We start from the raw sequence: 23,600 nt of genomic DNA, 5'->3' as shown, positions 1-23,600 counted from the left end.
ATATCAGCTACATATCGTTAACAGCTGCCTTTTCACTATTACGCTAAAAAAAGCGCAAGATTTTGCAAGTCCACCGCAAGCCGATGAAAGCCTCCTGCATTCCGTCGTGACACAGTGTAAGTCTGAATGAATAAAGAGAGAGTCGTATGAACGCACTGTTGTACTGCCTGGTAGTGGTTATTTGGGGAACGACATGGATTGCGATTTATTTGCAGCAAGGTCCGGTTTCTGCACCGGTTTCTATCTTTTGGCGCTTCGCCGTTGCCAGCTCGGTGATGATAGTGATCCTGTTGCTAAGCGGTAAATTACGCAAACTGTCTGGCCGCGATCATCTGTTTTGTCTGTTACAGGGCGGATGCGTTTTTTGCTTTAACTTCTGGTGTTTTTATACGGCTGCGGCGTGGATTAATACCGGCCTGGAGTCGGTGATTTTCTCGATGGCCGTCCTGTTCAATGCAGTCAATAGCTTCATCTTTTTTGGGCAAAAACCACCGCTGCGCTTCTATATTGCAGCGGGTTTGGGACTGACGGGCATCGTGACTCTGTTCTGGCAGGATTTGCTCAACAGCGGGTTTAATCATTCACTGTTACTGGGCATCGGTTTGAGCGCTCTGGGAACCTTCGGCTTCTCACTGGGAAATATGATCAGTCTGCGTCACCAGAAAAAAGGGTTAGAAGTGTTAACGACCAACAGCTGGGCCATGCTGTACGGCACATTGCTGATCGCGGCCATTGCGCTGGTGCGCGGCGACAACTTCACGCCACAGTGGACATTCAGCTATCTTAGCGCGCTGTTATATCTGGCTATTTTCGGCTCAGTGATTGCCTTTGGCGCTTATTTCACGCTGGTAGGTCGCATTGGTCCCAGTAAGGCGGCATACAGCACGCTGCTGTTCCCGCTGGTGGCGCTGACGCTGTCAACATTGTATGAAGGATACATCTGGCAAGTTAATGCGATTGCCGGATTGGTGTTGATCTTACTGGGAAATCTGGTGATGTTTGCCCGACCGGAAGCGCTGATGGGTAAACTACTCTATCGTCGTCGTGTGGCATAAAAAAACGCACCATCCTGAGATGGTGCGTTCATCATTTTTATTGTGGTTTTTTGTTCACATCAAACATGGAGGCATCGGTCGCCATGTCATCAACAACTTTCTTCAACGTTTCGAACGCCATCGGCGTGCTTTCGTTGTTCAGGTCTTTACCTTCACCCTTACGTACAACTTTAATCACCGGTTTATTGGTCGCTGCATCAATCAACTCACCCTCGAAATAGAGGTTGGTATCCATGGTACGGTGACCCGTCGCCATTTGCGTTCCCGCAACGAGCAGTGCAACCGGGACCACTTCATAGAACTGCAGTCCTTCTTTGCTGGTCGCAACACCGGTAATCGCTCCGCGGAAAATCAGGCTACGTGGCCCTGGGGTTGTAACCAGAGGTTTACGCTGACCGATCGCCGCTTTCAACTTCGTATTGGTATAGGTCAGTAATTGATCAAGAACCTGCTGCCCTACCTGTGTAGTAGGTTTAGGAACCGGATAATACGTTACCGGGTTATACACGATGTTGTCATATTTGGATTCGTTGTAGCTCGGATCAACCCAACGGAGTACCGTTTGTCCCGATGCTGATTTTGTTTCCTTCAGATCAGAATAATTTTTTAAAAACCCAGAATATTTCTCCGGTTCGGTCACTTTTGACGCACAGCCGGATAATGCCAACAAGCCAGTAAGCACTGCAACTTTAAATAAAGTTTGAGTACGCATGAAACGATCCCTTTAGTTTTCGCAATGATGCAAAAAAAGAATAGCAAAACAGAATCATTTTGGATGCACTAAAAATGTTCAGATACATTAAAATTGGAAAGTAACGCACATTTTTATTTCTACGTTCAGCACGAAAAAACGCTGAACGTAGAAAGAGTTAACCCAGACGGGAGAATCAAACAGTTTTACGTGCCAGCATTGTGGCAAAGCGCAGTTTAATTCGATTACCGTTTTCATCTGTACGATGAAGTTCACCTACGTCTTCGTTATATTTCAGCAGATCCCACCCGCTGTAATAACGACGTAATTCTCCAGATTTAAACGCAAACGGAAAACCAACGGTGCACGGAAAATCTTCGGTATCCATCGCCGCGACGATTAAGTTGTATCCACCCGGTTTAGTACAACGTTGCATATTCTCAATAAGGCCAGGGATTGTTTTGGCTTCAAGGAACATCAACACAACGGTAGATAGAATAAAATCGTATTCCCCCTCAAAACGTAACGCATTAAGGTCAGCGACCTTCGCGTTCAGGTTGGTCAGCCCCTCAGCCGCTTTGATGCGCTCAAGGTTAGCGATGCTCATGGGGTTTTTATCCCATGCGGTAACGTCATAGCCATTTGCCGCCAGGTACAGGCTGTTTCGGCCGTTACCGCAGCCCAGATCTAACGTTTTACCTGGCGCAACCACTTTTGCCGCTTCAACGACATCGGAATGCGTACGGGTTAAATCATATTTTTCAGTAAAGTAGTTTTCGTCGCAAAGGGTCATTATTTATCCTCAGATTTCAGTAATGCAGCACGCTCCGTGCGGATGAGCAGTTTCCCCTGCATCAGCAATGCAAACGTACGTATCAGTAATAATGCAATGATAAAATTGGTAAAAATAAACAGTGGGATAGACAGCGTATGAAAAAATCCTGATTCGCTGCCGTGTCCAAGATGCAATCCCGTTGTCGCCAGGGCCGACACGCCAAACGAGAAGCTCCAGAAAGACGCATTAAATGGCTGTGACAAATACCACGGCATAAGGCGTAGCATGAACAGAAGTTGCAGCAAACCATAGCCGAACAACATTTTGGCTAACGTATCCCCCTCGCCACCGTTGACGCTAAGCCAGGCGCTACAGGCGACCAGCGCGGGTGCCAACTGAATACCAAGTGAAGTCCGTAAAACCGTCGGCAGCTCGCCGCAGCTTCGTAGACGTTGCAGAATCACTGGCTCCAGGCTGAGCCATGAAAATACCCCGGCGCCCAAAAACACCAATCCGGCATCGTTGAACCCAAGTGCACCACAGGCCATGGCGCTGATAAAGTTATTGGCAACGGTTGGCAGATACAGACCCGGCGTGGTGGCCTCTTCCGGATGCTCCCCACGCCACAGCCCTGCCGTTTGCCAGGCTGCGTATGCCAGCTGTATGACCACGCCAATACTGAATAACCCAATCGCCAGCGGTCGATACCACGGAACAAATCCAATCGCGACCAGCATCGTGGTGGCCGGAAACAGACTGACAAAGCTACTCATCACCGGATGACGAATTTCCGCCAGTACGCTATGCGGAAAACGCAGTAAACGGCTCAGAAAGGCCAGCGTCAGCAATCCCCAGATGAGCATTGCAAGGATGACTAAGCCATCACCAATCCAGTGGCTCACCGGCCACACCTGGCTGGCGTAACGCCACGCAAATCCCATCCCAATTGTACCCAGTACCATGCCAAAATAACCGGCCGGAAGATTGAGGACCCGTTCACTCTGTTTGTTCTTACTCATTTTGTTTATTTTTTAAAGTATATTTGAAATGCATTTTATGGAATATCTGCCGGTTTAGCCAGTGCAGAAAACTTTGCTACGTTTAACTAAGGTGCGCAACATGGAAATGAGCTATGACCAAATACCGTCTAAGCGATGAATCTCGCTCCTTTAGTTACCAGGATAATGGCAATAAAAAAAGTGTATTACTACGCCAAATCATCGCACTCATTGATTTTAATGATGTTAGATCCGGTACGCTCGGTGGCTGGATTGATGATGAAAGCGTTCTGTCGCAAAGCGGTAATTGCTGGATATACGATGAGAATGCGCTCGCCTTTTCCGGCGCGACGATAACCGGAGACGCTCGTATTACACAGGCAAGCGTGGTCAGAGATGGCGCGCAGATTGGTGATGCCGCCTGGATTGACCGAGCAGAAATCAGCCATAACGCGCAAATACGTGACAACGTCACCATTCAGGATTCTGTTGTTCGCGGTGAGTGCCTCATCTGCGGTGATGCACGCATTGTGTGTGACTCTGAAATCATTGCAGCCAGAGGGTTAACCCGTGAAAGCGACCAGCTCCTGCAAATTTACGAGCGGGCGGCAGTCAGTAATTCACGCGTGGTGCATCAGGCGCAAATCTATGGCGATGCGATGATCAATTATGCCTTTATAGAACATCGGGCTGAAGTTTTTGATTTTGCACGGATAGAAGGCAACAAAGAGAATAATGTCTGGATCTGCGATTGCGCCAAAGTCTATGGGCATGCACGCGTCATCGCCGGAACGGATGAAGACGCCATTCCTACCCTGCGCTACAGCTCGCAGGTGGCGGAACACGCGGTGGTTGAAGGTAACTGCGTGCTGAAACACCACGTGTTGGTTGGGGGGCATGCGCAATTACGTGGCGGACCGCTCCAGCTTGACGGTCACATCCTGATTGAAGGCTATGCCTGTATTCTGGGTGAAGTGCTGATCGAGCATCATATTGAGATAACCGATCAGGCCCAAGTTGAAGCCTTTGATGGCGATGCGATCCATCTGCGCGGGCCAAAAGTGATCAACGGCGAACAACGTATCACGCGCACCCCTATCGCCGGTTTATTCTGAAGAGCCATCAATGATGCGGGCGTAGAGATTCACGTCATGGTAATCGCCATTAAGGAACTCCGCCTGTTGCATACATCCCTCCAGTCGGAAGCCATTGCGCAGTGCAACCTGGTTGCTCTTGACGTTATCTACACGACATTTAATCACGAAGCGGCGAATCTCCTGGCGCTGCGCATAATGACGAATCATTGCCTGTAGCGCCTGAGACAGAATGCCTTTGCCCTGGTGCTCTTCATCCAGCCAATAACCAATATAAGCGGCTTTGTTCAGCGGCTCTATCTGGTTAAACGAGATAACGCCAGCCACCTCCCCTTGTTCGAAAATAAGGAACATTTTGGCGTAGCCGCGCTGGTGCAACATCATATTCCCCTGCACGTTCTTACGCGTGTCGTCCTCAGATTCGACAAACTGCGGCCAGTTCAGTGACTGTTGGAGCCAGGTTTTATTTTTAAGCACCAACTGATGCAGAGGGGTGACGTGGAGTTCTTCTACCGCCCGCAGTTCCAGCGCGTCACTAACGATAATTATTTCTGACATGTTTATCTCCTTTGCGATCGTAAACGGGGCATTTCTGACTGGCAGTAGCCGATATTACTCTGTTTAGCACCGAGGATGTCTTATTTTTATGCTGTAACAGCAATCACTTAGAAAGAATCTCTGGCGTGGAACCCGTTACTCTGGTGATCCGGGTATCCCCTGATGGATAGACCGTAATGATGACAATAACACTTTCATTCTATTGCTAAGGAGCAAGCATGGCAGCACCTTTGGGTCGTTTAGCACTTATTCCGCTTTTACTGATTACCGCCTGTCACCAACCTGTTTCCACCACGCAAGCGGGCCCCGTTCCCTTTGCCGTCAATAAGCAACAGGTCGTGGATAATACCACGCTGGAAATTTCCCGTAGCGCGCTGGAATATAACATTCATAAAGTTCAGCAACTGCTGGGAGATAAAACCCGGATGTGCGCCATTCTTAAAGGCGACGCGTATGGCCACGATCTCTCACTGGTAACGCCAGTGATGATGCAAAACGGCGTACAATGTATTGGCATCGCCAGCAACGAGGAGATTAGTACCGTTCGCCAGTCAGGCTATACATCGCAGCTCATGCGCGTGCGTAACGCGACGGAAAAAGAGATGCGCCAGGCGGCGGATTTCGATACCGAAGAGCTTATTGGTAATCTGGATATGGCTAAGCGTCTAAGTGCAATCGCTCAAGAGAAAGGTAAAACTATTCGTATCCATCTGGCGCTGAACTCTGGCGGTATGTCGCGTAACGGTCTGGAAGTCAGTACCGCTGCAGGTCTGGAAGAAGCACGCGCTATTTCCGCATTACCCGGCCTGAAAATTGTCGGCATCATGTCGCATTTCCCGGAAGAAGATGCGGCAGTGGTAAAACGCGATCTGGCCCGTTTCAATACGCAATCAGCCCAGGTACTGAAAATTACCGGGCTTAAGCGCGAAGATGTCACCCTGCATGTCGCGAATACGTTCGCTACCCTGACCGTTCCAGAATCCTGGCTCGACATGGTGCGTGTTGGCGGTATTTTCTATGGCGATACCATCGCCAGCACCGAATACAAACGCGTCATGACGTTTAAATCTGCCATCGCGTCGGTAAACCATTACCCCAAAGGAAACACCGTCGGGTATGACAGAACCTATACCCTTAAACGTGATTCCGTTCTGGCCAATATCCCGACAGGTTATGCCGATGGTTATCGGCGTGTGTTCAGTAATGCGGGGCACGTGCTGATCCGCGGCCAGCGGGTTCCGGTACTGGGTAAAACATCCATGAATACCGTGATCGTCGATGTAACCGATTTGCCGCAGGTTGCATCCGGTGATGAAGTGGTGCTGTTCGGTAAACAGGGAAATGCGCAGGTTAGTGCAGAAGAAGTCGAAGAAATTAGCGGCGCGTTGTTCACTGAAATGTCGATCCTCTGGGGGGCGACGAACAAACGCGTGATGGTCGATTAACACCTAAAACAGGAAGGGCTTCCGTTTCTCGCAGGAAGCCCTTTTACACAGCAAGCGCCGTTCTACTTAGCTCTCACTGACACTCTCTTTTTGCAATATTTTGAGCAGATCTTCCTTCAGGTGGAGTTTCTGTTTCTTAAGACGAACAATGTCCAAACTATACCCCCGACCATCCGAACCTTCCAGTCTGGAGATCTCATGATCAAGGCTGTTGTGTTTTTCGAATAAGGACAGAAAGCGAGGGTTCTCGGATTTCAGTCGGGAAATAAGGTCTCTGTATTCTGGAAACATACTTTCTCCCTGTTAGTGGACAAGAACGTGTATAAGAAATACACACCCACAGAGTACCCATTTGCCATACAGAAAAATGCGAACAGGATCGAGTAAATAGTGTACAGAGTCGTTATGAGGATGAATGCAGATACGGCTCCCCATCAGGAGAGCCGTAAAGGGCGTGATTAACGCATCTCGCGGTCGTCAACGTACTGACGTTTATCCGGCGCTGGCGGGAAGTACTGATACAGCCAGGTTTCGCTGATGGCGTCACCCTGACAACGCAGGAACATACGCATATCTACCGGATCGGTTGAGTCAGAAGTCGGATACCAGTCAAACTGAATGCGATAACCGTCGATAGGCTCCACGTAGAGGATCTCAATCTGTTTCGCTTCACCGCTGGAGAGCGTAATCACCGGTTCAATGCCTTTCGGCGCAGCAGCTTTTAGATCGCCACCAACGAAGTCAACGGCAAAACGACGCGCCCATTTTTCCGGGTAATGCTCGCCCGGTGCCCATCCTTCCGGGAAACCGCCCATGCCTGTCCGGGTCGCCATCACGCGAGCCAACGGTGAACGCACCGGCGGCTGAGCGCTCCAGTACAGGCGATATTTGAATTCCAGCTCATCGCCAGCTTTGATCTTCTTGTCCGGCTGCCAGAAGCAGACAACGTTATCCAGCGTTTCGCCGGTCGTCGGGATCTCCATCAGACCGATGGTCCCCTTGCCCCACTGGTTGCGCGGTTCGACCCACAGGCTTGGGCGCTTGTTATACCAGCCCATGATGTCCTGATAATGGGAGAAGTCGCGATCGAGTTGCAGCAAGCCAAACCCTTTCGGGTTGTTATCGGTATAGGCGTTGAACTGCAGCTTTTGCGGGTTATTCAGCGGACGGCAGATCCACTCGCCATTGCCCCGCCACATCGCCAGACGATCGGAGTCATGGATTTGCGGGTGAATAGTGTCGCACATCCGACGCTCGTTGTTGCCACAGCTGAACATGCTGGTCATCGGCGCAATGCCGAGCTGCTTGATGTCTTTGCGCGCATAGATGTGGTTTTGTACATCCATAATCACCTGCGTTTTCTCGCAGTGGATCACGAACTTGAATGCGCCGGTTACGCTTGGGCTGTCGAGAAGCGCATACACGGTAAAGGAGGTTGCGCCCGGTTTAACCGTTTCGAACCAGAAAGAGGTGAAATCAGGAAACTCTTCTTTGCTGTCGGTGTAGGTATCTACCGCCAGACCACGGGCCGATAAACCGTACTGATAGGTGTCATCCACGGCGCGGAAATAACTGGCGCCCAGGAAAGAAACGACATCGCGGCGGGCCAGTTCTGGCGCTTTAAACACGCGGAATCCAGCGAATCCGAGGTCAGTCTGCCCTTCCAATTGTTTGGTATCCACACCCGCGTCGTTGTATTTAAACAGTTCCGGACGGAAGTGAATTTCACGCGCCATATGCGTACTACCATCAACCGAGAACATGCGTACACGACGACGGAAGCCCATTCCCACGTGGAAGAACTGCGCATCAAGCTGACGATTTTCAACATTGTTCCAAAGAGACTGCTCTGCGTCATATTGAATGCTGTTGTAGGCCTGCGGCGTCAGTTTCGCCAGCGTGTCCGGTAACGCGCGTGGTGCGCCGCCCCAGGGTTTCTGTGCTAAGTCATGGGCCATCGATTGCAGAACGGAAAAATCAAAACGTACGGTTTTTCCGTCTGCAATGTCAGACTCTGCCGCAAAGGCGGCGCGGGAAAAGAGTGATGCAATACCACTGGTTCCGCACACGGCGGCCATTGCCATTGAACCTTTAATAAATCGTCTGCGATTCATGCCTGAAAGTGAGTCCTTCTGGTCGTGTAAATGGTCCCGCGCCGGTCAAAATCTGCGGCATGAGAGTGCACATTTCTGACCGCTCACTCTAGACAAAATTCATTAATAATCCAATTGTTGGTCGCCGATTATCTGTACAAAATCGAAAATATTTTATGTCGATGGGAACAGACCGAATCCCATGTAAATTCCATTAAAGTAAACCACACCGACGTTTACTTCGCTCTTGAGCCTCCTGATACAGCGCAAACTCATCATAAACCGCGCAACCCAGCGCCTGTTCAAACGCGTCGCGGCTGGAATTTCCGTGGCTGCGAGCCTGTGTTTCATTGCCCAAATTGGACTGGAAAATTCCTGCGGCGCTCACCGGTAAAAAATCTTCGTAGGTGATGGGTTGCGCAACCAGCCAGCCCCGTTCAATAAGCGGCTGCGGATCGTCATCAGGGCGAATCGCCTGCCGATGCGCTTCACCCGATGGCGTCAGACGATAGCGGAACCAGGCTAGCCCCTGCTGGCGCAGCAGGAATTCGCTGTCCGGGAAGGCTTTAAACACCTCCTGAAGATGTAGCTGGTGCGTCAGATTGTCTTTCCCCGTTCCCGCTTTATTCAGCAATTCGTCGTACAACGCCCTACCTTTCGGCGTCAGGGCCACGCCGCGCTGTTCGATCTCACCAAAACGTGCCGTGTGAGTGCCGCGCATTTCACCGGCAAACAACACCGGTTCTTCCAGCGCTTTGAAACTGGTCTGACGCAATAAAATGGGCACCTCGCGGCGCGGCGGCCCTTCAATCAGTATTTTCGGTTCAATGCCGCATTCCGGCATCATCGACTGCACCCGGTCAATATCCAGCGTTCGCGGTGTCAGATGGTTGATATGACAACCGGGGAAGCACACCACATCGGCAATCAGCCGGTGTTCGTTGTGTAATGCGTGATAGGTCGCTTCATCGACCGTGGCATGCTGATGCCAGCGGAATGTTTCCAGCGCTTCATGCACAAATTCTTGCGCCTGTTCAGATGTAAAACTGCCCTGCGCATCAAATTCATCCAGCAGTTCGTGGCAACGGCGAGTGAAAATATCGCGTTTCGCGAGGATCTCAGCGGCTTTTTGCCGCAGCGCGGCGTTTTCGATTAGTTCGAGCCGTAATAACGAGGTGAATACCCGAAACGGGTTGCGCGATAGCGAGGCATCGTCGATGGGACGAAAGGCAGTGGAATGTACAGGGACGCCCGCCTGGGAGAGATCGTAATAACTCACCGGATACATGCCCATAACGGCAAACATCCGGCGCAGCGTAGAAAGCTCCTGCGCGGTACCCACTCGAATGGCACCATGACGCTCAACGTTTAGCCGGGCCAGTTCATCCGCATTCGCCAGTTTTTCATGCAGCGTCGGATTATTTTCCAGTACCGCCAGATTCACATCAGCGACAAGTTCCAGCAACGTGCCGTACTGCGGGACTTCCTGCTGGTACATTGCTGACATTGCCTGCGAAAATTGTTCCCGAATCTCATCTGCCGTGATGGTGTTCGCCATAATGTCATGCCTCCAGTGAATATTACCTGGAGTGTAGAAAACGCCGCTGACTCCGGTGGGAAGAATTTACAAAGTGTGACACCGCGTAAACTTCCCACCCATACAAACGATGAACAGTACCTACTGGCGTGGTTTCAAATGACTTTCCAGCCAGGGCAGCATCTGTTTTTTACGGCTAAGCATACCTTCTACCTTGCAAGGCTGCGGGATGTCTGAAAGTTCTGATCCAGCAAACCATAGGCTAGTGTCACCCAGATTGATGTCAGTGAGCATCAGCACGACTAACGCAGCATTCTTTTCTTCTGCATAGCGCGCCATTTCCTGACGGAGATCGTCCAGCACCGCATCCACCTGTTGCAGCGCATAAAGTTCAAGCTGCGCGACACAGACTGAATGTCCATGGATGGTGAAGGTTTTAATGTCTTTCTGCAAAAGTTCCCGGGCGCTCATCCCTTCCACGCTTGTTTTAGCTGACAGCAGGTCGCGACTGAAAGCGTCAAGATCCACTCCAGTTTTTTGGGCCAGCGCATCAACCGCCAGGCGATCGTCAGTGGTCGTCGTTGGTGAACGAAGTGTGACAGTGTCACTCAATACGGCGCCGAGCAATAAAACAGCCTCAGCGGAAGATAACTGGTTGCGTTCATCCTCCGTCATCAGTTGCCACAGCAGGGTTGCACTACTGCCGACAGGCTTCACCCACACTTCCGGTGGCAGACGGGTGACTAACCCACCAAGTCGGTGATGATCGATAATTCCCACCACGTTACTTTCTGTTAACGATTCCGGTCCCTGGGCCGGCTCGGTGAAATCGACCAGCCAGACATCACGATCGGTCAGTTCAAACGTCAACCGTTCAGGCATCGTCAGCCCCGCATGCTCAAAGATAAACTGCGTTTCGCGGTTAGGCTCGCCCAAACGCCATGCCGTCGCCTGCTGGCCACGTAAACTAAGCCAACGCGCCGTCATTGCGGCGGTGCAGATGGCATCGCTATCGGGATTAAGGTGCCCTATTACATGTATCATTCATCAGTGCCTTGTGAAGAGAAATCGTTCAAAAGTAAACAATCACCAAAGTATAACGACTGGCCACACTCCCTTCCATGATCCCACCACCCAGCAATGCTGTACAAAACATAAGCAAAATAAATCAGTTGTAAGTAAAACATGATAAATGTTAATAATATTTTGCTATCAGGTTATCAAAAACAAACAACTTTACTTGTCACCGATACGGCTCTGTTTTTAACATCGCTTATGGAAAAAAATGTTCTGTTCAATCAGCGCATTCGCTTGCGCCACCTTCATACTTTTGTCGCCGTTGCACAGCAGGGAACGTTGGGGCGCGCGGCTGAGACCCTTAACCTGAGCCAACCGGCTCTCTCCAAAACGCTAAATGAACTGGAGCAACTGACCGGTACCCGGCTCTTTGAGCGTGGCCGCCTTGGCGCGCAGTTAACGCTGCCCGGAGAACAGTTTCTTACCCACGCGGTAAGAGTGCTGGATGCGCTCAACACCGCCGGACAAGCGTTAAATCAGCGCGAAGAGTCGCAGACTGATGTCGTACGGATCGGGGCCTTACCCACCGCGGCACTGGGCATTCTGCCTGCGGTAATTGGTCCTTTCCACAAGCAGCAAATGGAGACCACGCTACAGGTCGCCACCATGAGCAATCCGATGATTCTGGCAGGTTTAAAATCCGGGGAAATCGATCTTGGCATTGGTCGCATGGCCGATCCGGAATTGATGGTCGGTCTGAATTATGAATTGTTGTTTCTGGAATCACTTAAACTGGTCGTGCGCCCTAACCATCCGCTGTTGCAGGAAACCATCACGTTAAGTCGGGTAATGGAGTGGCCGGTGGTGGTTTCGCCAAAAGGAACCGCGCCTCGCCAGCACGCAGAAGCATTGTTGCAAAGTCAGGGTTGTAAAATGCCGCCAGGCTGCATTGAAACGCTGTCAGCATCGCTTTCCCGCCAGTTGACGGTTGATTACGACTATGTGTGGTTTGTCCCTTCAGGTGCGGTTAGAGAGGATTTACGCCAGGCGACGCTGGTGTCGTTGCCGATACCTACCCACGGTGCGGGTGAACCCATCGGTATTCTTACCCGTGTCGATGTGCAACTCTCTCAGGCCGCGCAGATCCTTATCGCCGCAATACGCAAAACCGTACCGTTTTGATGCCAAATATTAAGGGACCATCAGGTCCCTTAATTTATTGTTAAAACGTTTCCCAGTTATCGCCACTGCCCGTTGCCGTCTGCGGACGCGAATGGTCAGGCGTAGTGCTTACGGGAGGGCGTTTAATTGCACTCGTTCCCGTTAAGCGAAATGTACCTACGGCTTCCGTTAAGCGCGCCGCCTGCTCTTCGAGAGAGGCCGCCGCAGCCGATGCTTCTTCAACCAGCGAGGCATTTTGCTGCGTAACCTTATCCATTTCTGATATCGCCTGGCTCACCTGTACGATACCCCGGCTCTGCTCATCAGAGGCCGCCGCGATTTCCAGCATGATATCGGTCACGCGTTTTACCGCGTCGACAATATCCGTCATCGTATTGCCCGCCGCGACGACTTCTCCTGAGCCCTGGTCAATCAGTCGGACCGATTCGCTGATCAATCCTTCAATCTCTTTTGCCGCCTGAGCGCTGCGGCTGGCCAACGTACGGACTTCACTGGCGACCACGGCAAATCCACGCCCCTGCTCTCCTGCCCGCGCCGCCTCAACCGCCGCGTTCAGCGCCAGGATATTGGTCTGGAAAGCAATGCTATTAATTACGGCTGTGATTTCGGAGATTTTCTTCGAACTCGTTGAGATATTACCCATGGTTTTCACCACGCCAGAAACCATCTGACCGCCCCGGCTGGCCTTACCGGAAGCATCTTCCGCCAGCTTGCTTGCGTGATGCGCGTTGTCGGCGTTTTGCTTCACCGTGGCGGTCAGCTCTTCCATGCTGGCTGCCGTTTGTTCAATCGCTGCGGCCTGTTGTTCAGTACGTGAAGACAAATCGGTATTACCCGCCGAAATCTCACTGGTACCGCGGTATATTTCTTCCGCACCCTGACGTACCGTACCCACCGTTTTCCCCAGCGATCGTTGCATTGTCTGTAGGTGACGGCTCAGACGGCCAATTTCGCTACGCCCGGTCGGTTCATCTTGCATCGTCAGATCGCCCGCGGAAATTTGCTCAATACGCTTGGCCGCGCGTAGCAGAGGGTGAATGACGGTACGACGCAGAACAATGAACGTCATTACGGTTAGCACCAGCGCCAGGACAAATGCGCCCAGCATAAAAGCCATACCAAGCTGTGTCCGTTGGTGCGCCTGCTCTCCTAACTGAATCGCCCTGGCGGTGCGGATGTCGATCGCTTTCAACAATACCTTGTTGTAAGCAGTATCCAGCGATCTGGCATGTTCGTTTTCATGGTTGATAATGGCTTCAAACATACCGTTTCTGGCGTACTTCAACATGGGCTGTAAACCGTCGGTATAGGCTTTGAAGCTGGCGCTCAGTTCAGCATCTAGCGCTTCATCAGCAGACGTTTTTACCGCACGCGACATATACGCGTTAAAACCGTCCTGCGATTGCTTAATACGTTTTTCTGCCTCGGCGATATTGGCCTTCATATCATCCATTTCGGCGATACGGCTCGCCGCGCCGGCGTGGATCATGTTGATACGCGCGGTGCGTAAGTGGTTAGAGCTGTTAGATAACCCCATCCTGACCTGAATCTCATCGGTCACGTCGCGCTGATCGCGATCGGCCTGCATAAGAAAATAGCTTGCCAGCCCAGAACTTAGGGCGAACAGCAGGAGAATGCCACCGAGAATGGAGGAAAACAGCGGAACCAGCCGGATTTGATGCAGAAAGCCCAGTTTATGCTGGGCTTGCATCGATGTAGTGTTGTCCATGACCGTCGACTCTCTTGTAGGGTTTATGCGTGAAAACACGCCCGTTAGATAGTCATCGGCAATCCGGGAAGTTTACTTACCGTGAAAAGCGCCGGATTCGTCACACTTTCACAACATAATTCTAAAAAATTCAGGAAAGTGCCAGCGGTTAAATCCGCTGGCCAATGAATCAGTTATCGCCAAAGTGGATAACGGTACGGATGGACTTACCCTGGTGCATTAAATCGAACGCTTCGTTAATCTGCTCCAGCGGTAAACGGTGGGTAATAAAGGGATCCAACTGGATTTTCCCGCTCATTGCTTCTTCAACCATGCCAGGAAGCTGAGTACGCCCTTTCACACCGCCAAACGCGGAACCGCGCCAGACCCGCCCGGTAACCAGCTGGAACGGACGCGTTTTGATCTCTTGCCCTGCTCCCGCCACGCCAATGATGATGCTTTCGCCCCATCCTTTATGGCAACATTCCAGTGCCGCGCGCATCACGTTAACGTTGCCGATACATTCAAAGCTAAAATCCACGCCGCCGTCGGTCAGCTCAACGATCACATCCTGAATCGGTTTGTCGTAATCCTTCGGGTTGATGAAATCGGTCGCGCCCATTTCACCTGCCAGCTTAAATTTTTCCGGATTGGTATCAACGGCCAGAATACGCCCGGCTTTCGCCTGCACCGCTCCCTGAATTACCGCCAGACCAATACCGCCCAGACCAAATACGGCGACGGTGTCGCCTTCTTTCACTTTTGCGGTGTTATGGACTGCTCCGATACCGGTGGTCACGCCACAACCCAGCAGACACACTTTGTCCAGCGGGGCCTGCGGGTTAACCTTCGCCAGAGAGATCTCCGCGCAAACGGTGTATTCGCTGAAGGTGCTGGTGCCCATATAGTGATAAATCGGCTCACCGTTATACGAGAAGCGCGTTGTGCCATCCGGCATCAGACCTTTGCCCTGGGTCGCACGTACGGCCTGGCACAAGTTGGTTTTACCCGATTTACAGAACTTACACTCGCCGCACTCTGCGGTGTACAGCGGGATCACATGATCGCCCGGCTTCAGACTGGTGACGCCTTCGCCTACTTCAACCACAATGCCGCCACCTTCATGGCCAAGTACCGCCGGGAATACGCCTTCCGGATCGTCGCCAGAGAGCGTAAAGGCGTCGGTGTGGCACACGCCGGTATGGGTAATTTTAACCAGCACTTCACCTTTCTTTGGCGGTGCGACGTCGATTTCGACAATTTTTAACGGTTGGCCGGGGCCGAATGCAACTGCTGCACGTGATTTCATTTGTCTCTTCCCATTATTGCGAGGTGATGATGTTATTTTAGATAAGCACGCAGAAGATGGCCGATTTCAGCCATGCGCACGGCACGCTGGTCTGGCGTAGTTTCCCCACTGACCAGCTCGTCTTTCAGATGGATCTCAACCATTTCGCCCATCAGGCCATTTGATGCACCGCGCACAGCGGCAATTTGCTGCAGGATTGCCAGACACGGTTCGCCAGATTCCAGTGCACGCTCAAGCGCATCAACTTGACCGCGAATACGGCGTACACGGGTGAGAATGCGTTTCTTGTCTTCAGGTGAATGCGGCATACGCCCTCCAGATACTATAGGGGGGTATACTATCAGATTTGTTATTTCATTGTAAAATATAAGACTTATTTAATATCAGTAGATTAGGTTAAGTCACTTTCAGCCATGTGTGAACATATGCAGCCTTTCGGTGCCCCATACGTGCCCTCAAGGGTGCTGCTCGATGAATACAATGCTCTTTTTATTCCAGCATTTTCAAAGCCGATACCAACTTATGTGCAAGACGAGACAGGATTTAAAAATGGCATTGCTTTATTTTTTCTGCAATGAAAGTATCACCATCAGATTCTTAACATGTTTAACTAGCCAATTTAATTTTTTATACAATAAATAATTAAATAACAATATTCATTAATAATTGTCTGCATGAATAGTATTTGGTTTTATATTTCCTTCCGTGTACATTCCAGAAATATCAACTCAACCCTATACCCATAACCGCCCAAAGAGCCAGCATGATAATTTTATTTGTTTTCGCACTATTAACTATTACCGTTATAATTCATACGTTTTGGATGTTATGGGTAATGGAAAAACTACGTATAAACAAAACGTCAACATTTCACTTCATATTCAGAAATGTAATTGTTGTTGCAACTGCTCTTATGGCACACCTCGCAGAAGCAGGCGTTTTTGCAATTTTTTACATAATTTCTGGTGCGCTGGAAAACTGGGAGTCGGCCAGTTACTTCTCTCTCGTAAGCTATGCAACTCTTGGCTATGGTGATGTGACATTACCGGCAGAATGGCGATTGATTGGCGCAGCTGAAGGGCTTGTCGGTGCCCTCATGGTAGGCTGGTCCGTAGCCGTACTGGTAGTATTTCTTCAGCAATTAAAATTCATGTTTAAAAAATAATAAAGTGACAATTTGAATGTGCGGTTCGGCGATCTGACAGAAACACGGTGGCGTAGCATCTCGTGAAGCCCCTGTCGGATCGCCAGAAACAAAACGACTATTGATGATTATTATCATATTAGTTTGAACAACACACGGATGGGTTTTAATTGTGTAAGATGCTCCCAAAGATTATGTAAATTAATAAGACCTGCCTGAGCTAATATTGCTATCGTGATCATCAATGTGGACGCGGTAATCACAAGCATCAAACGACTAATATTTTTCTGGATCCTGATCTGCTGCTTTTCCCGTTTATCTTCAGATTCCCATGAAACAATTGTTGAAATAGCCTTGCCTTGTATATAATATTTTTCATCACTAAATCTGACATCTTCTGTAATTACAAGTGACTGGAGAAGCAGAAAGACCTTCCTCCTGAAATCTTCATTCTTGATATGTTTATACCAAAGCGTCCCGTACAATAGATCAATAACCTCATCACATGTTACTCCAGTGTGAGTTTTCTCTGGCGATTGATGTACATATTCGTTCACCAGCATCTGTAGCAACATTATACGATCAAGTCCACTCAACGCCTTGTTACTGGTGAATGAAGAAAAGAGATTGCTTTTTGCTCTCGCCAGAGCATTTTTTGCATAAGCAATACGCGTAAAATAATTTATTGCAAAAAGAAAAATCGAATCAAACCTTAACGGACCTTGCTTTCTCCAATGAATAATCTCAACATTCATTTTTTCAATATCATTGAGTGGAAGGTTTATTTTCTCCATATAGGCGTGCTGCTCAGCATGCCATTTTTCAAGCACAACATTTTTGCCTCTTAGATTCACAAGCTGATATTTTTCTTGTTTTACATCCGAAAAATAAACACCATAGTAATTATATACTTGATCATCCACATGATTTTTCAGAGTAAACCGTGGCAGAAAATAACGCCATAATCTACCTTTAGCTCTCGAAACTAAGGATTCTATGAACATAATTACGCTCTAACACCTTTAATTTGTCACAGTTAATGATAGTTCACTGTGCGAATAAAAAAGCCCTCCCCATTCAATAATGAGGAGGGCTTTTTTACACCGATTTAGTGCTTATCAGTGATCTCAACAACGACATGGCGATCTGGAGCAAGGCAATTAATCAGCTGCTGTCCGGTCTGCCCATCACAACTGGATCCCGTGACAGAATCACTCGAACCATGTCCTTGTGCAGTAATATTTGCAGCTGGCATGCCTAACGCGACTAATTCATCGGCAACAGCCTGCGCGCGCTGGGCTGACAGTTGCTGGTTATAATCTGCGGCTCCGGTGCGATCGCTATAGCCAATAACAACGGTCGCTTTGTCTTTGGCCGGTTGCAGACCGGGATTTCGGTATAACTGCGCAATCGCCGCTTTCCCTTCTGGGGTTAATGCTGCTGAATCATAACCAAACATCACATCAGATTTTAAGTTAAAACGCTGAGGTTCAGGCGCAGGAGTTGCGGCAACTGCCGGTGCAGGCGTAACCTCCGCGTCGTCATGCTGGCCAAAGCGATATGACACCCCAGCGGTAACGGAACTAACATCACTTGATACGCCAATCTGGTTTTCATTACCCACATTGCTCACCCATTGATATTCCACGCGGCCAGCCCAGTTCTTGTTAAAGGCATATTCCGTACCAACAGCCACAACCGGACGCACACCAGTATCAAAGCGGTTATTGCCTTTAATATCTGACTCTGCGCGATATCCCATTGCCCCTGCACGACCGTAGAGATCCCAATCATCAGTCAAACCATAACTTGCTTTCAGCGATAATTGCAGACCCTGGCTTTTCATTTGAGAACCAGAAGAACCATTTTTACCGTTGAATTGCATATTACCTAAATAATCATAGCCGCCTTCAACTGCCAGCCATGGAGTAATCTGGTAGCCTGTAAATACCCCGCCACCGACGTTATCGCTATCAAAACCAACATCACCATATTTATTACCATTAGCCCCCGTTTGCTGGCTTGCGCTGGTATCAAAGTAATGTGACCAACCAAATTTCCCACCAGCATACCAGGTTCCCGCATCCGCTGCGGCAAATGCCGTAGTCGCGGTCAGCGCATTTGCAATAATGAGTGTAATAAGCGTCTTTTTCATAAATTTCCTATTATAGACTTGCCGTTTGTCAGTTAGTTATCTGTTAGTCGGCGCTACAATAAGATTTTTAATGAAGGCTGATAATCGTTTTTTTATTTATTTCTGGACAGTTTTAGAATCGCTCTGGACGCTTATTTACGATAACAATAGCTATCCCACCCGCAGTAAATCGCTATATCTCGTTGTATAACGTGGTGAAAGCATATCTCGCTTCATCGCCCACGGTTGTTGTATACCTTGCCCGGCAAAATAGAGTGTTCCTTTACCCTTTTCAGCATTGAGTGTATCCAGAACGGCCATCAGCTTATCGCTGTTATGCCGTGGGGCGTTGTCATCAAACAGATTCAACTGCGCAACGCCAGAACTAAAAAAATCGCCCAGCATGACCCCTGCTTTTTGATAACGCAGCCCCTCCCGCCATATTGCGTCCAGGCTACGTGTGGCCGCCCTTATAATTTCCCGACTATCCTGGGTTGGTGTCAGCAGTTTTATCGATGCGCTGTTACCGTAATACGGTTCATTCAGAGAAAATGGGCTGGTTTTGATAAACGTAGAGATAAACCGGCAGAACTGGTGCTCTCTGCGTAATTTTTCCGCAGCACGTGCAGCATAGGTACAAATAGCCTCTCTCATCGCATTGTAATCCGTGAGTTTTTCACCAAACGATCTTGAACAAATGATCTCCTGCTTAACTGGCGCAAACTCTTCCAACGCCAGGCACGGTTCACCGCGCAATTCCCGCACAGTGCGCTCAAGCACAACGTTGAAATGTTTGCGGATAAAGCGAATATCGGTATCCGCCAGGTCGCATACTGTTTTAATACCCATGGCGTCCAGTTTTTTACTGATACGGCGTCCGACACCCCAGACTTCATCAACCGGGAGCGCAGCCATCAGCTTACGCTGACGCTCAATATTCGAGAGATCCACCACCCCGTCAGTCTGTTCCTGCCACTTTTTGGCAGCATGGTTCGCCAGCTTGGCCAGGGTTTTGGTCTGGGCGATACCGACCCCAACCGTGAGGCGTGTTTTCTGTAAAATGGTTTCTCTGATTTCACGACCAAAATCTGTAAGATCCCTGCAGTTTCGCACGCCGGTTAAATCACAAAAGGCTTCATCGATACTGTACATTTCCACGCGCGGAGACAGCTCCTCCAGAATCGACATTACCCTGCTGCTCATATCCGCATACAGCTCGTAGTTCGAACTAAAGCAGAACACGCCGCAGCGCCTGAACAGATCTTTCTGTTTGAAGTATGGTGCTCCCATATTGACGCCAAGCGCCTTCGCTTCCGCGCTGCTGGCAATGACACAACCATCATTATTTGAAAGAACAACAACGGGTTTACCTTTCAGGTCCGGTCGGAATGCCGATTCACAACTGGCATAAAACGAATTAACATCCACCAGCGCAAACATAATCAGCCCGCGGATTTAATGATAAATGTCACCACACCAAATATATCCAGTGTGTCCTCGCTGCCGATCATGATCGGCGCGTAGGCGCTGTTCTCTGGCTTCAGCATCACCACCGGATGCAATTGCAGGCGCTTAACGGTGAATTCGCCTTCAATAGCAGCAATCACAATGTCTCCGTGGGCCGCTTTTCTGGCACTGTCGACTACCAGCAAGTCGCCAGCACCGATCCCTGCCCCCATCATGGAGTCGCCAGACGATTTAACAAAATAGGTTGCGCTGGGATGCTGCACCAACAGGTCGTTAAGATCGATACGTTTCTCAACGTAATCCTGCGCAGGAGAAGGAAAACCGCAGGGCACGAGATCGCTAAATAGCGGGAAGTGTTTGATTTCGGGGTGTTCTACTGGCTGGAAAAACAACATAATAATCTGCCTCTCATATGACTGTATTTATATACAGTAGTTTTAATGAGGACAGTGATCAAGTGACAGACGTGGCGAACTGAGCGTTGTTTAACCATCTTGCCGGTAAGCGTTTATGCTATCTGGAAAAATAATTTTCGGTTTTATTCCACAGAGGAAAGTACAAATTTTCGCGACATGTACTCAGCCGGAATGATAACGACTACGGCGCCCTGAAAGCGCGTATAGTGGCGTACTAAAATCATTAAAACGGACACATTATGACCACCGCAGGGAAAAGCCATCCGCTGGCCATTGGCGGCCTCATCACCTTAACGCTCATCTGGAGCTACAGCTGGATCGCGATGAAACAGGTCACGCACTACATCGGCGCGTTCGACTTTACCGCACTACGCTGTTCTTTTGGCGCATTATTGTTATTCATCGTTCTGTTACTGCGTGGCCGAGGAATGCGCCCGACACCTTTCGGCTATACGTTAGCGATCGCCTTACTACAAACATGCGGCATGGTTGGATTATCACAATGGGCGCTAGTCAGCGGCGGTGCAGGTAAAGTAGCCATACTGAGTTATACCATGCCATTCTGGGTGGTGATTATGGCCGCCATTTTCCTCGGTGAACGCATGCGGCGTTTACAGTATTTCGCCATTGCCGTGGCAGCTGCGGGATTATTGCTGGTTTTACAGCCATGGCAACTGAACTTTGCCTCAATGCAGAGCGCGCTACTGGCGATCCTTTCTGGGATCAGTTGGGGGGCGAGCGCGATTGTCGCCAAGCGAATGTATACCCGCCATCCGAATATCGATCTGTTAGCGTTGACCGCATGGCAGATGCTGTATGCCGCGCTGGTGATGAGCCTGGTGGCCTGGCTGGTTCCACAGCGAGATCCAGACTGGCAACCTGTCGTTTTCTGGGCATTAGCTTATAGCGCCGTGCTGGCGACGGCGCTGGCATGGAGTTTATGGCTGTTTGTGTTGCGTAACTTACCAGCCAGTATTGCCAGCTTAAGTACGCTGGCGGTACCTGTCTGTGGCGTTCTGTTTTCCTGGTGGTTGCTGGGTGAAGAACCTGGCGTTGTTGAAGGCTGCGGTATTGTGCTGATTGTTGTTGCGCTGGCTATCGTCAGCCTGAAAAAACGCGTCTCCCAGGTTCAAAGCGTACGAAAAGCACCACCCTGCGAAAATTAATCGGCTAAAAAAATGCCCCGCATTTGCGGGGCGTTACCTCAGGAGCGTTTACGCGGCATCATGCGCAACAGCGTATTATCCTTCCAGAAATAGTGATGCATCAGGGCGGCAACGGCATGCAGACCAATAACAAAATAACCCAGGTTTGCCAGCGTCACGTGCCAGGACTTCAGCATATCCACTAAATCAAAGTTAGCCTCCGCCGCATGCGGCATAACGATGCCGAATGCAATCCACGGATTACCCCGGTTGTACATCATCACCAGCCCAATAATAGGCAGCACAATAAACAACAGATAGATAACCAGATGCCCCAGATGCGCCATGCCGGTCATCATTGGCTTTGGTTTTGGCACAATCGGCGGTGCCGGATATTTCAGCCTGACCAGCAGACGCGCCACCATCAGCGTTAATATCGTGATACCACAGGATACGTGCACCATGTTGAATAAGGGACGATAGCTGCGCGGGAAAAATCCGCGAAACTCCATGGCGCTATAGGCCACAATAACTAACAAAAAGACCAGCCAGTGAATACCGATTTGCAGGCCAGAATACTTATTCCCCATAACACTTCCTGAATAAAAACAATAATGCGTCAACATAACGGGCTTTTGTTAAAAATTCATTAACTTTTGTTCACCCATTTTCAGTCGCTTACGCTTAACAGCAAGAACCGCTATTGCCGAGGATGCCTGTCTGGACTAAGCCTGGTAAGGAAAATATGTCGTACCGCCTCATCCTGACAGGAGAAAACCATGAGTAAAATTGGCATTAACGGTTTTGGTCGTATCGGTCGTCTGGTATTGCGTCGGCTACTGGAAGTCAAAAGCAATGTGGAGGTTGTGGCCATTAATGACCTCACCTCGCCCAAAATTCTCGCCTATCTGTTAAAGCACGATTCAAACTACGGCCCGTTTCCCTGGAGCATCGACTTTACCGAAGACGCGCTGATTGTCGACGGTAAAAAAATCGCAGTCTACGCAGAAAAAGAGGCCAAAAATATCCCGTGGAAAACCACTGGCGCTGAGATAATCATCGAATGCACCGGTTTTTATACCTCGACAGAAAAAGCCAACGCGCACCTGGATGCAGGTGCCAAAAAAGTGCTGATATCCGCCCCGGCTGGCGACATGAAGACCATTGTCTTTAACGTCAACGACGACACAATGGATGCGAACGATCGGATTATCTCGGTCGCATCGTGCACCACCAACTGCCTGGCACCGATGGCGAAAGCGCTGCACGATAGCTTCGGTATTCAGCTTGGCACTATGACCACCATCCACGCCTACACGGGAACGCAGTCGCTGGTTGATGGTCCACGCGGGAAAGATCTGCGCGCCTCGCGGGCAGCAGCAGAGAACATCATTCCCCATACCACTGGTGCCGCCAAGGCCATTGGTCTGGTTATTCCGGCGTTGAGCGGAAAATTAAAAGGCCATGCCCAGCGTGTTCCGGTGAAAACAGGATCTGTCACGGAACTGGTATCGATATTGGGGAAAAAAGTCACTGCTGAAGAGGTCAACAACGCGCTGAAAAAAGCCACGCAAAATAATGAGTCGTTTGGTTATACCGACGAGGAAATCGTCTCGTCAGATGTCATTGGCTCGCATTTCGGTTCGGTATTTGATGCAACACAAACCGAGATTACCGAAGTGGGCGATCTGCAACTGGTAAAAACCGTCGCCTGGTACGATAACGAATACGGTTTTGTCACCCAGCTTATTCGTACGCTGGATAAATTTATCAAGCTCTAATGTTCTGGCGGAGGCCTGCCTCCGCCCTCTTTCATTTCCCGCGAATTCAAT

At 49.8% G+C, this 23,600-nt stretch carries 23 protein-coding genes; 7 read left to right on the top strand and 16 right to left on the bottom strand.

Annotated features, from left to right (window positions below; genetic code table 11):
* The first annotated feature begins 146 nt into the window (after positions 1-146).
* A complete protein-coding gene (locus tag OGX96_RS17410) occupies positions 147-1,055 on the top strand; it encodes a DMT family transporter (protein WP_032943534.1) in 909 nt (302 codons plus the stop codon).
* Positions 1,056-1,092: 37 nt separating this feature from the next.
* Here the strand turns inward: OGX96_RS17410 and OGX96_RS17405 are convergent, their stop codons facing one another.
* From OGX96_RS17405 to tehA, 3 genes are all read right to left on the bottom strand, one after another.
* Positions 1,093-1,767 carry a DUF3313 domain-containing protein gene (locus OGX96_RS17405; protein ID WP_286583726.1) on the bottom strand — a complete coding sequence of 225 codons (675 nt, stop codon included), beginning with the start codon at positions 1,765-1,767 and terminating at the stop codon, positions 1,093-1,095.
* A 175-nt stretch (positions 1,768-1,942) separates the two neighbouring features.
* The gene (tehB, locus tag OGX96_RS17400) at positions 1,943-2,539 is read right to left on the bottom strand and encodes a tellurite resistance methyltransferase TehB (protein WP_103285253.1); all 597 of its coding nucleotides are present in this window, start codon (positions 2,537-2,539) and stop codon (positions 1,943-1,945) included.
* Positions 2,539-3,540: a dicarboxylate transporter/tellurite-resistance protein TehA gene (gene tehA / locus OGX96_RS17395; RefSeq protein WP_286583724.1), complete on the bottom strand. Its 1,002-nt coding sequence runs from the start codon at positions 3,538-3,540 to the stop codon at positions 2,539-2,541. The genes tehB and tehA overlap by 1 nt, the downstream gene beginning before the upstream one ends.
* 113 nt (positions 3,541-3,653) lie before the next feature.
* On the opposite strand from tehA, the gene ydcK reads away from it, so the two are divergent.
* Positions 3,654-4,634, top strand: a complete 981-nt coding sequence (gene ydcK / locus OGX96_RS17390) for a YdcK family protein (protein ID WP_286583722.1) — start codon at positions 3,654-3,656, stop codon at positions 4,632-4,634.
* On the opposite strand, the gene rimL is transcribed toward ydcK, so the two are convergent.
* Complete coding sequence (gene rimL / locus OGX96_RS17385; RefSeq protein ID WP_286583720.1) at positions 4,626-5,171, bottom strand: 50S ribosomal protein L7/L12-serine acetyltransferase; 546 nt, start codon at positions 5,169-5,171, stop codon at positions 4,626-4,628. The genes ydcK and rimL overlap by 9 nt on opposite strands.
* A 218-nt stretch (positions 5,172-5,389) precedes the next feature.
* Here rimL and alr point away from each other — a divergent pair, with 218 nt between their 5' ends.
* Complete coding sequence (gene alr, locus OGX96_RS17380; RefSeq protein WP_003833167.1) at positions 5,390-6,616, top strand: alanine racemase; 1,227 nt, start codon at positions 5,390-5,392, stop codon at positions 6,614-6,616.
* A gap of 66 nt (positions 6,617-6,682) precedes the next feature.
* Here alr and OGX96_RS17375 read toward each other — a convergent pair whose 3' ends face one another.
* From OGX96_RS17375 to OGX96_RS17360, 4 genes are all read right to left on the bottom strand, one after another.
* Positions 6,683-6,907 (bottom strand): HP1242/YdcH family protein, encoded by a 225-nt coding sequence (locus OGX96_RS17375; protein ID WP_003833168.1) that lies wholly within the window; start codon positions 6,905-6,907, stop codon positions 6,683-6,685.
* A gap of 167 nt (positions 6,908-7,074) precedes the next feature.
* On the bottom strand, positions 7,075-8,730 hold the full coding sequence (locus OGX96_RS17370; RefSeq protein WP_047411098.1) for a glucan biosynthesis protein D: 1,656 nt from the start codon (positions 8,728-8,730) through the stop codon (positions 7,075-7,077).
* Positions 8,731-8,923: 193 nt separating this feature from the next.
* On the bottom strand, positions 8,924-10,267 hold the full coding sequence (hglS, locus tag OGX96_RS17365) for a 2-oxoadipate dioxygenase/decarboxylase HglS (protein ID WP_008784859.1): 1,344 nt from the start codon (positions 10,265-10,267) through the stop codon (positions 8,924-8,926).
* Positions 10,268-10,387: 120 nt separating this feature from the next.
* The gene (locus OGX96_RS17360) at positions 10,388-11,290 is read right to left on the bottom strand and encodes a manganese-dependent inorganic pyrophosphatase (RefSeq protein WP_219988437.1); all 903 of its coding nucleotides are present in this window, start codon (positions 11,288-11,290) and stop codon (positions 10,388-10,390) included.
* 231 nt (positions 11,291-11,521) lie between these two features.
* Between OGX96_RS17360 and pcaQ the strand changes: the two genes are divergently transcribed.
* Complete coding sequence (pcaQ, locus tag OGX96_RS17355) at positions 11,522-12,445, top strand: pca operon transcription factor PcaQ (protein ID WP_003020288.1); 924 nt, start codon at positions 11,522-11,524, stop codon at positions 12,443-12,445.
* A 40-nt stretch (positions 12,446-12,485) separates the two neighbouring features.
* Here the strand turns inward: pcaQ and OGX96_RS17350 are convergent, their stop codons facing one another.
* The 3 genes from OGX96_RS17350 to OGX96_RS17340 all read right to left on the bottom strand — a co-directional run bounded on the left by OGX96_RS17350 (position 12,486) and on the right by OGX96_RS17340 (position 15,770).
* Positions 12,486-14,174 carry a methyl-accepting chemotaxis protein gene (locus OGX96_RS17350; RefSeq protein WP_286583717.1) on the bottom strand — a complete coding sequence of 563 codons (1,689 nt, stop codon included), beginning with the start codon at positions 14,172-14,174 and terminating at the stop codon, positions 12,486-12,488.
* A gap of 169 nt (positions 14,175-14,343) precedes the next feature.
* Positions 14,344-15,462: an S-(hydroxymethyl)glutathione dehydrogenase/class III alcohol dehydrogenase gene (locus OGX96_RS17345; protein WP_008784862.1), complete on the bottom strand. Its 1,119-nt coding sequence runs from the start codon at positions 15,460-15,462 to the stop codon at positions 14,344-14,346.
* A 32-nt stretch (positions 15,463-15,494) separates the two neighbouring features.
* Positions 15,495-15,770, bottom strand: coding sequence for a metal/formaldehyde-sensitive transcriptional repressor (locus OGX96_RS17340; protein ID WP_003833178.1), 276 nt, complete (start codon positions 15,768-15,770; stop codon positions 15,495-15,497).
* A gap of 455 nt (positions 15,771-16,225) precedes the next feature.
* Between OGX96_RS17340 and OGX96_RS17335 the strand changes: the two genes are divergently transcribed.
* Positions 16,226-16,627: an ion channel gene (locus OGX96_RS17335; RefSeq protein WP_032944417.1), complete on the top strand. Its 402-nt coding sequence runs from the start codon at positions 16,226-16,228 to the stop codon at positions 16,625-16,627.
* Positions 16,628-16,740: 113 nt separating this feature from the next.
* On the opposite strand, the gene OGX96_RS17330 is transcribed toward OGX96_RS17335, so the two are convergent.
* From OGX96_RS17330 to OGX96_RS17315, 4 genes are all read right to left on the bottom strand, one after another.
* A complete protein-coding gene (locus OGX96_RS17330) occupies positions 16,741-17,529 on the bottom strand; it encodes a hypothetical protein (protein WP_286583716.1) in 789 nt (262 codons plus the stop codon).
* Between the two features lie 185 nt (positions 17,530-17,714).
* A complete protein-coding gene (gene ompA / locus OGX96_RS17325) occupies positions 17,715-18,761 on the bottom strand; it encodes a porin OmpA (protein ID WP_286583710.1) in 1,047 nt (348 codons plus the stop codon).
* A gap of 150 nt (positions 18,762-18,911) precedes the next feature.
* Positions 18,912-20,180, bottom strand: coding sequence for a Y-family DNA polymerase (locus tag OGX96_RS17320; protein ID WP_048214134.1), 1,269 nt, complete (start codon positions 20,178-20,180; stop codon positions 18,912-18,914).
* Positions 20,181-20,182: 2 nt separating this feature from the next.
* On the bottom strand, positions 20,183-20,602 hold the full coding sequence (locus OGX96_RS17315; RefSeq protein WP_003833182.1) for a translesion error-prone DNA polymerase V autoproteolytic subunit: 420 nt from the start codon (positions 20,600-20,602) through the stop codon (positions 20,183-20,185).
* Positions 20,603-20,862: 260 nt separating this feature from the next.
* Here OGX96_RS17315 and OGX96_RS17310 point away from each other — a divergent pair, with 260 nt between their 5' ends.
* Entirely contained in the window at positions 20,863-21,789 is a 927-nt protein-coding gene (locus OGX96_RS17310) for a DMT family transporter (RefSeq protein WP_048214133.1), read from the top strand.
* Between the two features lie 38 nt (positions 21,790-21,827).
* Here the strand turns inward: OGX96_RS17310 and cybB are convergent, their stop codons facing one another.
* Positions 21,828-22,358, bottom strand: coding sequence for a cytochrome b561 (cybB, locus tag OGX96_RS17305; protein WP_008784870.1), 531 nt, complete (start codon positions 22,356-22,358; stop codon positions 21,828-21,830).
* 189 nt (positions 22,359-22,547) lie between these two features.
* On the opposite strand from cybB, the gene gap reads away from it, so the two are divergent.
* Entirely contained in the window at positions 22,548-23,549 is a 1,002-nt protein-coding gene (gap, locus tag OGX96_RS17300; protein WP_008784871.1) for a type I glyceraldehyde-3-phosphate dehydrogenase, read from the top strand.
* The last annotated feature ends 51 nt before the right edge of the window (positions 23,550-23,600 follow it).

Source organism: Citrobacter sp. Cpo100, assembly GCF_030332595.1.
Classification (GTDB): domain Bacteria; phylum Pseudomonadota; class Gammaproteobacteria; order Enterobacterales; family Enterobacteriaceae; genus Citrobacter; species Citrobacter portucalensis.
This window is presented reverse-complemented; position numbering and strand designations above follow the sequence as displayed.

Coding starts and splice junctions, on each gene's coding strand:
- tehA (WP_286583724.1), bottom strand. CDS start 3,540: ATGAGTAAGAACAAACAGAGTGAACGGGTCCTCAATCTTCCGGCCGGT.
- OGX96_RS17320 (WP_048214134.1), bottom strand. CDS start 20,180: ATGTTTGCGCTGGTGGATGTTAATTCGTTTTATGCCAGTTGTGAATCG.
- hglS (WP_008784859.1), bottom strand. CDS start 10,267: ATGGCGAACACCATCACGGCAGATGAGATTCGGGAACAATTTTCGCAG.
- rimL (WP_286583720.1), bottom strand. CDS start 5,171: ATGTCAGAAATAATTATCGTTAGTGACGCGCTGGAACTGCGGGCGGTA.
- OGX96_RS17410 (WP_032943534.1), top strand. CDS start 147: ATGAACGCACTGTTGTACTGCCTGGTAGTGGTTATTTGGGGAACGACA.
- OGX96_RS17315 (WP_003833182.1), bottom strand. CDS start 20,602: ATGTTGTTTTTCCAGCCAGTAGAACACCCCGAAATCAAACACTTCCCG.
- OGX96_RS17370 (WP_047411098.1), bottom strand. CDS start 8,730: ATGAATCGCAGACGATTTATTAAAGGTTCAATGGCAATGGCCGCCGTG.
- OGX96_RS17345 (WP_008784862.1), bottom strand. CDS start 15,462: ATGAAATCACGTGCAGCAGTTGCATTCGGCCCCGGCCAACCGTTAAAA.
- cybB (WP_008784870.1), bottom strand. CDS start 22,358: ATGGGGAATAAGTATTCTGGCCTGCAAATCGGTATTCACTGGCTGGTC.
- OGX96_RS17310 (WP_048214133.1), top strand. CDS start 20,863: ATGACCACCGCAGGGAAAAGCCATCCGCTGGCCATTGGCGGCCTCATC.
- gap (WP_008784871.1), top strand. CDS start 22,548: ATGAGTAAAATTGGCATTAACGGTTTTGGTCGTATCGGTCGTCTGGTA.
- alr (WP_003833167.1), top strand. CDS start 5,390: ATGGCAGCACCTTTGGGTCGTTTAGCACTTATTCCGCTTTTACTGATT.
- tehB (WP_103285253.1), bottom strand. CDS start 2,539: ATGACCCTTTGCGACGAAAACTACTTTACTGAAAAATATGATTTAACC.
- OGX96_RS17405 (WP_286583726.1), bottom strand. CDS start 1,767: ATGCGTACTCAAACTTTATTTAAAGTTGCAGTGCTTACTGGCTTGTTG.
- OGX96_RS17360 (WP_219988437.1), bottom strand. CDS start 11,290: ATGATACATGTAATAGGGCACCTTAATCCCGATAGCGATGCCATCTGC.
- OGX96_RS17350 (WP_286583717.1), bottom strand. CDS start 14,174: ATGGACAACACTACATCGATGCAAGCCCAGCATAAACTGGGCTTTCTG.
- OGX96_RS17335 (WP_032944417.1), top strand. CDS start 16,226: ATGATAATTTTATTTGTTTTCGCACTATTAACTATTACCGTTATAATT.
- ompA (WP_286583710.1), bottom strand. CDS start 18,761: ATGAAAAAGACGCTTATTACACTCATTATTGCAAATGCGCTGACCGCG.
- ydcK (WP_286583722.1), top strand. CDS start 3,654: ATGACCAAATACCGTCTAAGCGATGAATCTCGCTCCTTTAGTTACCAG.
- OGX96_RS17340 (WP_003833178.1), bottom strand. CDS start 15,770: ATGCCGCATTCACCTGAAGACAAGAAACGCATTCTCACCCGTGTACGC.
- pcaQ (WP_003020288.1), top strand. CDS start 11,522: ATGGAAAAAAATGTTCTGTTCAATCAGCGCATTCGCTTGCGCCACCTT.
- OGX96_RS17375 (WP_003833168.1), bottom strand. CDS start 6,907: ATGTTTCCAGAATACAGAGACCTTATTTCCCGACTGAAATCCGAGAAC.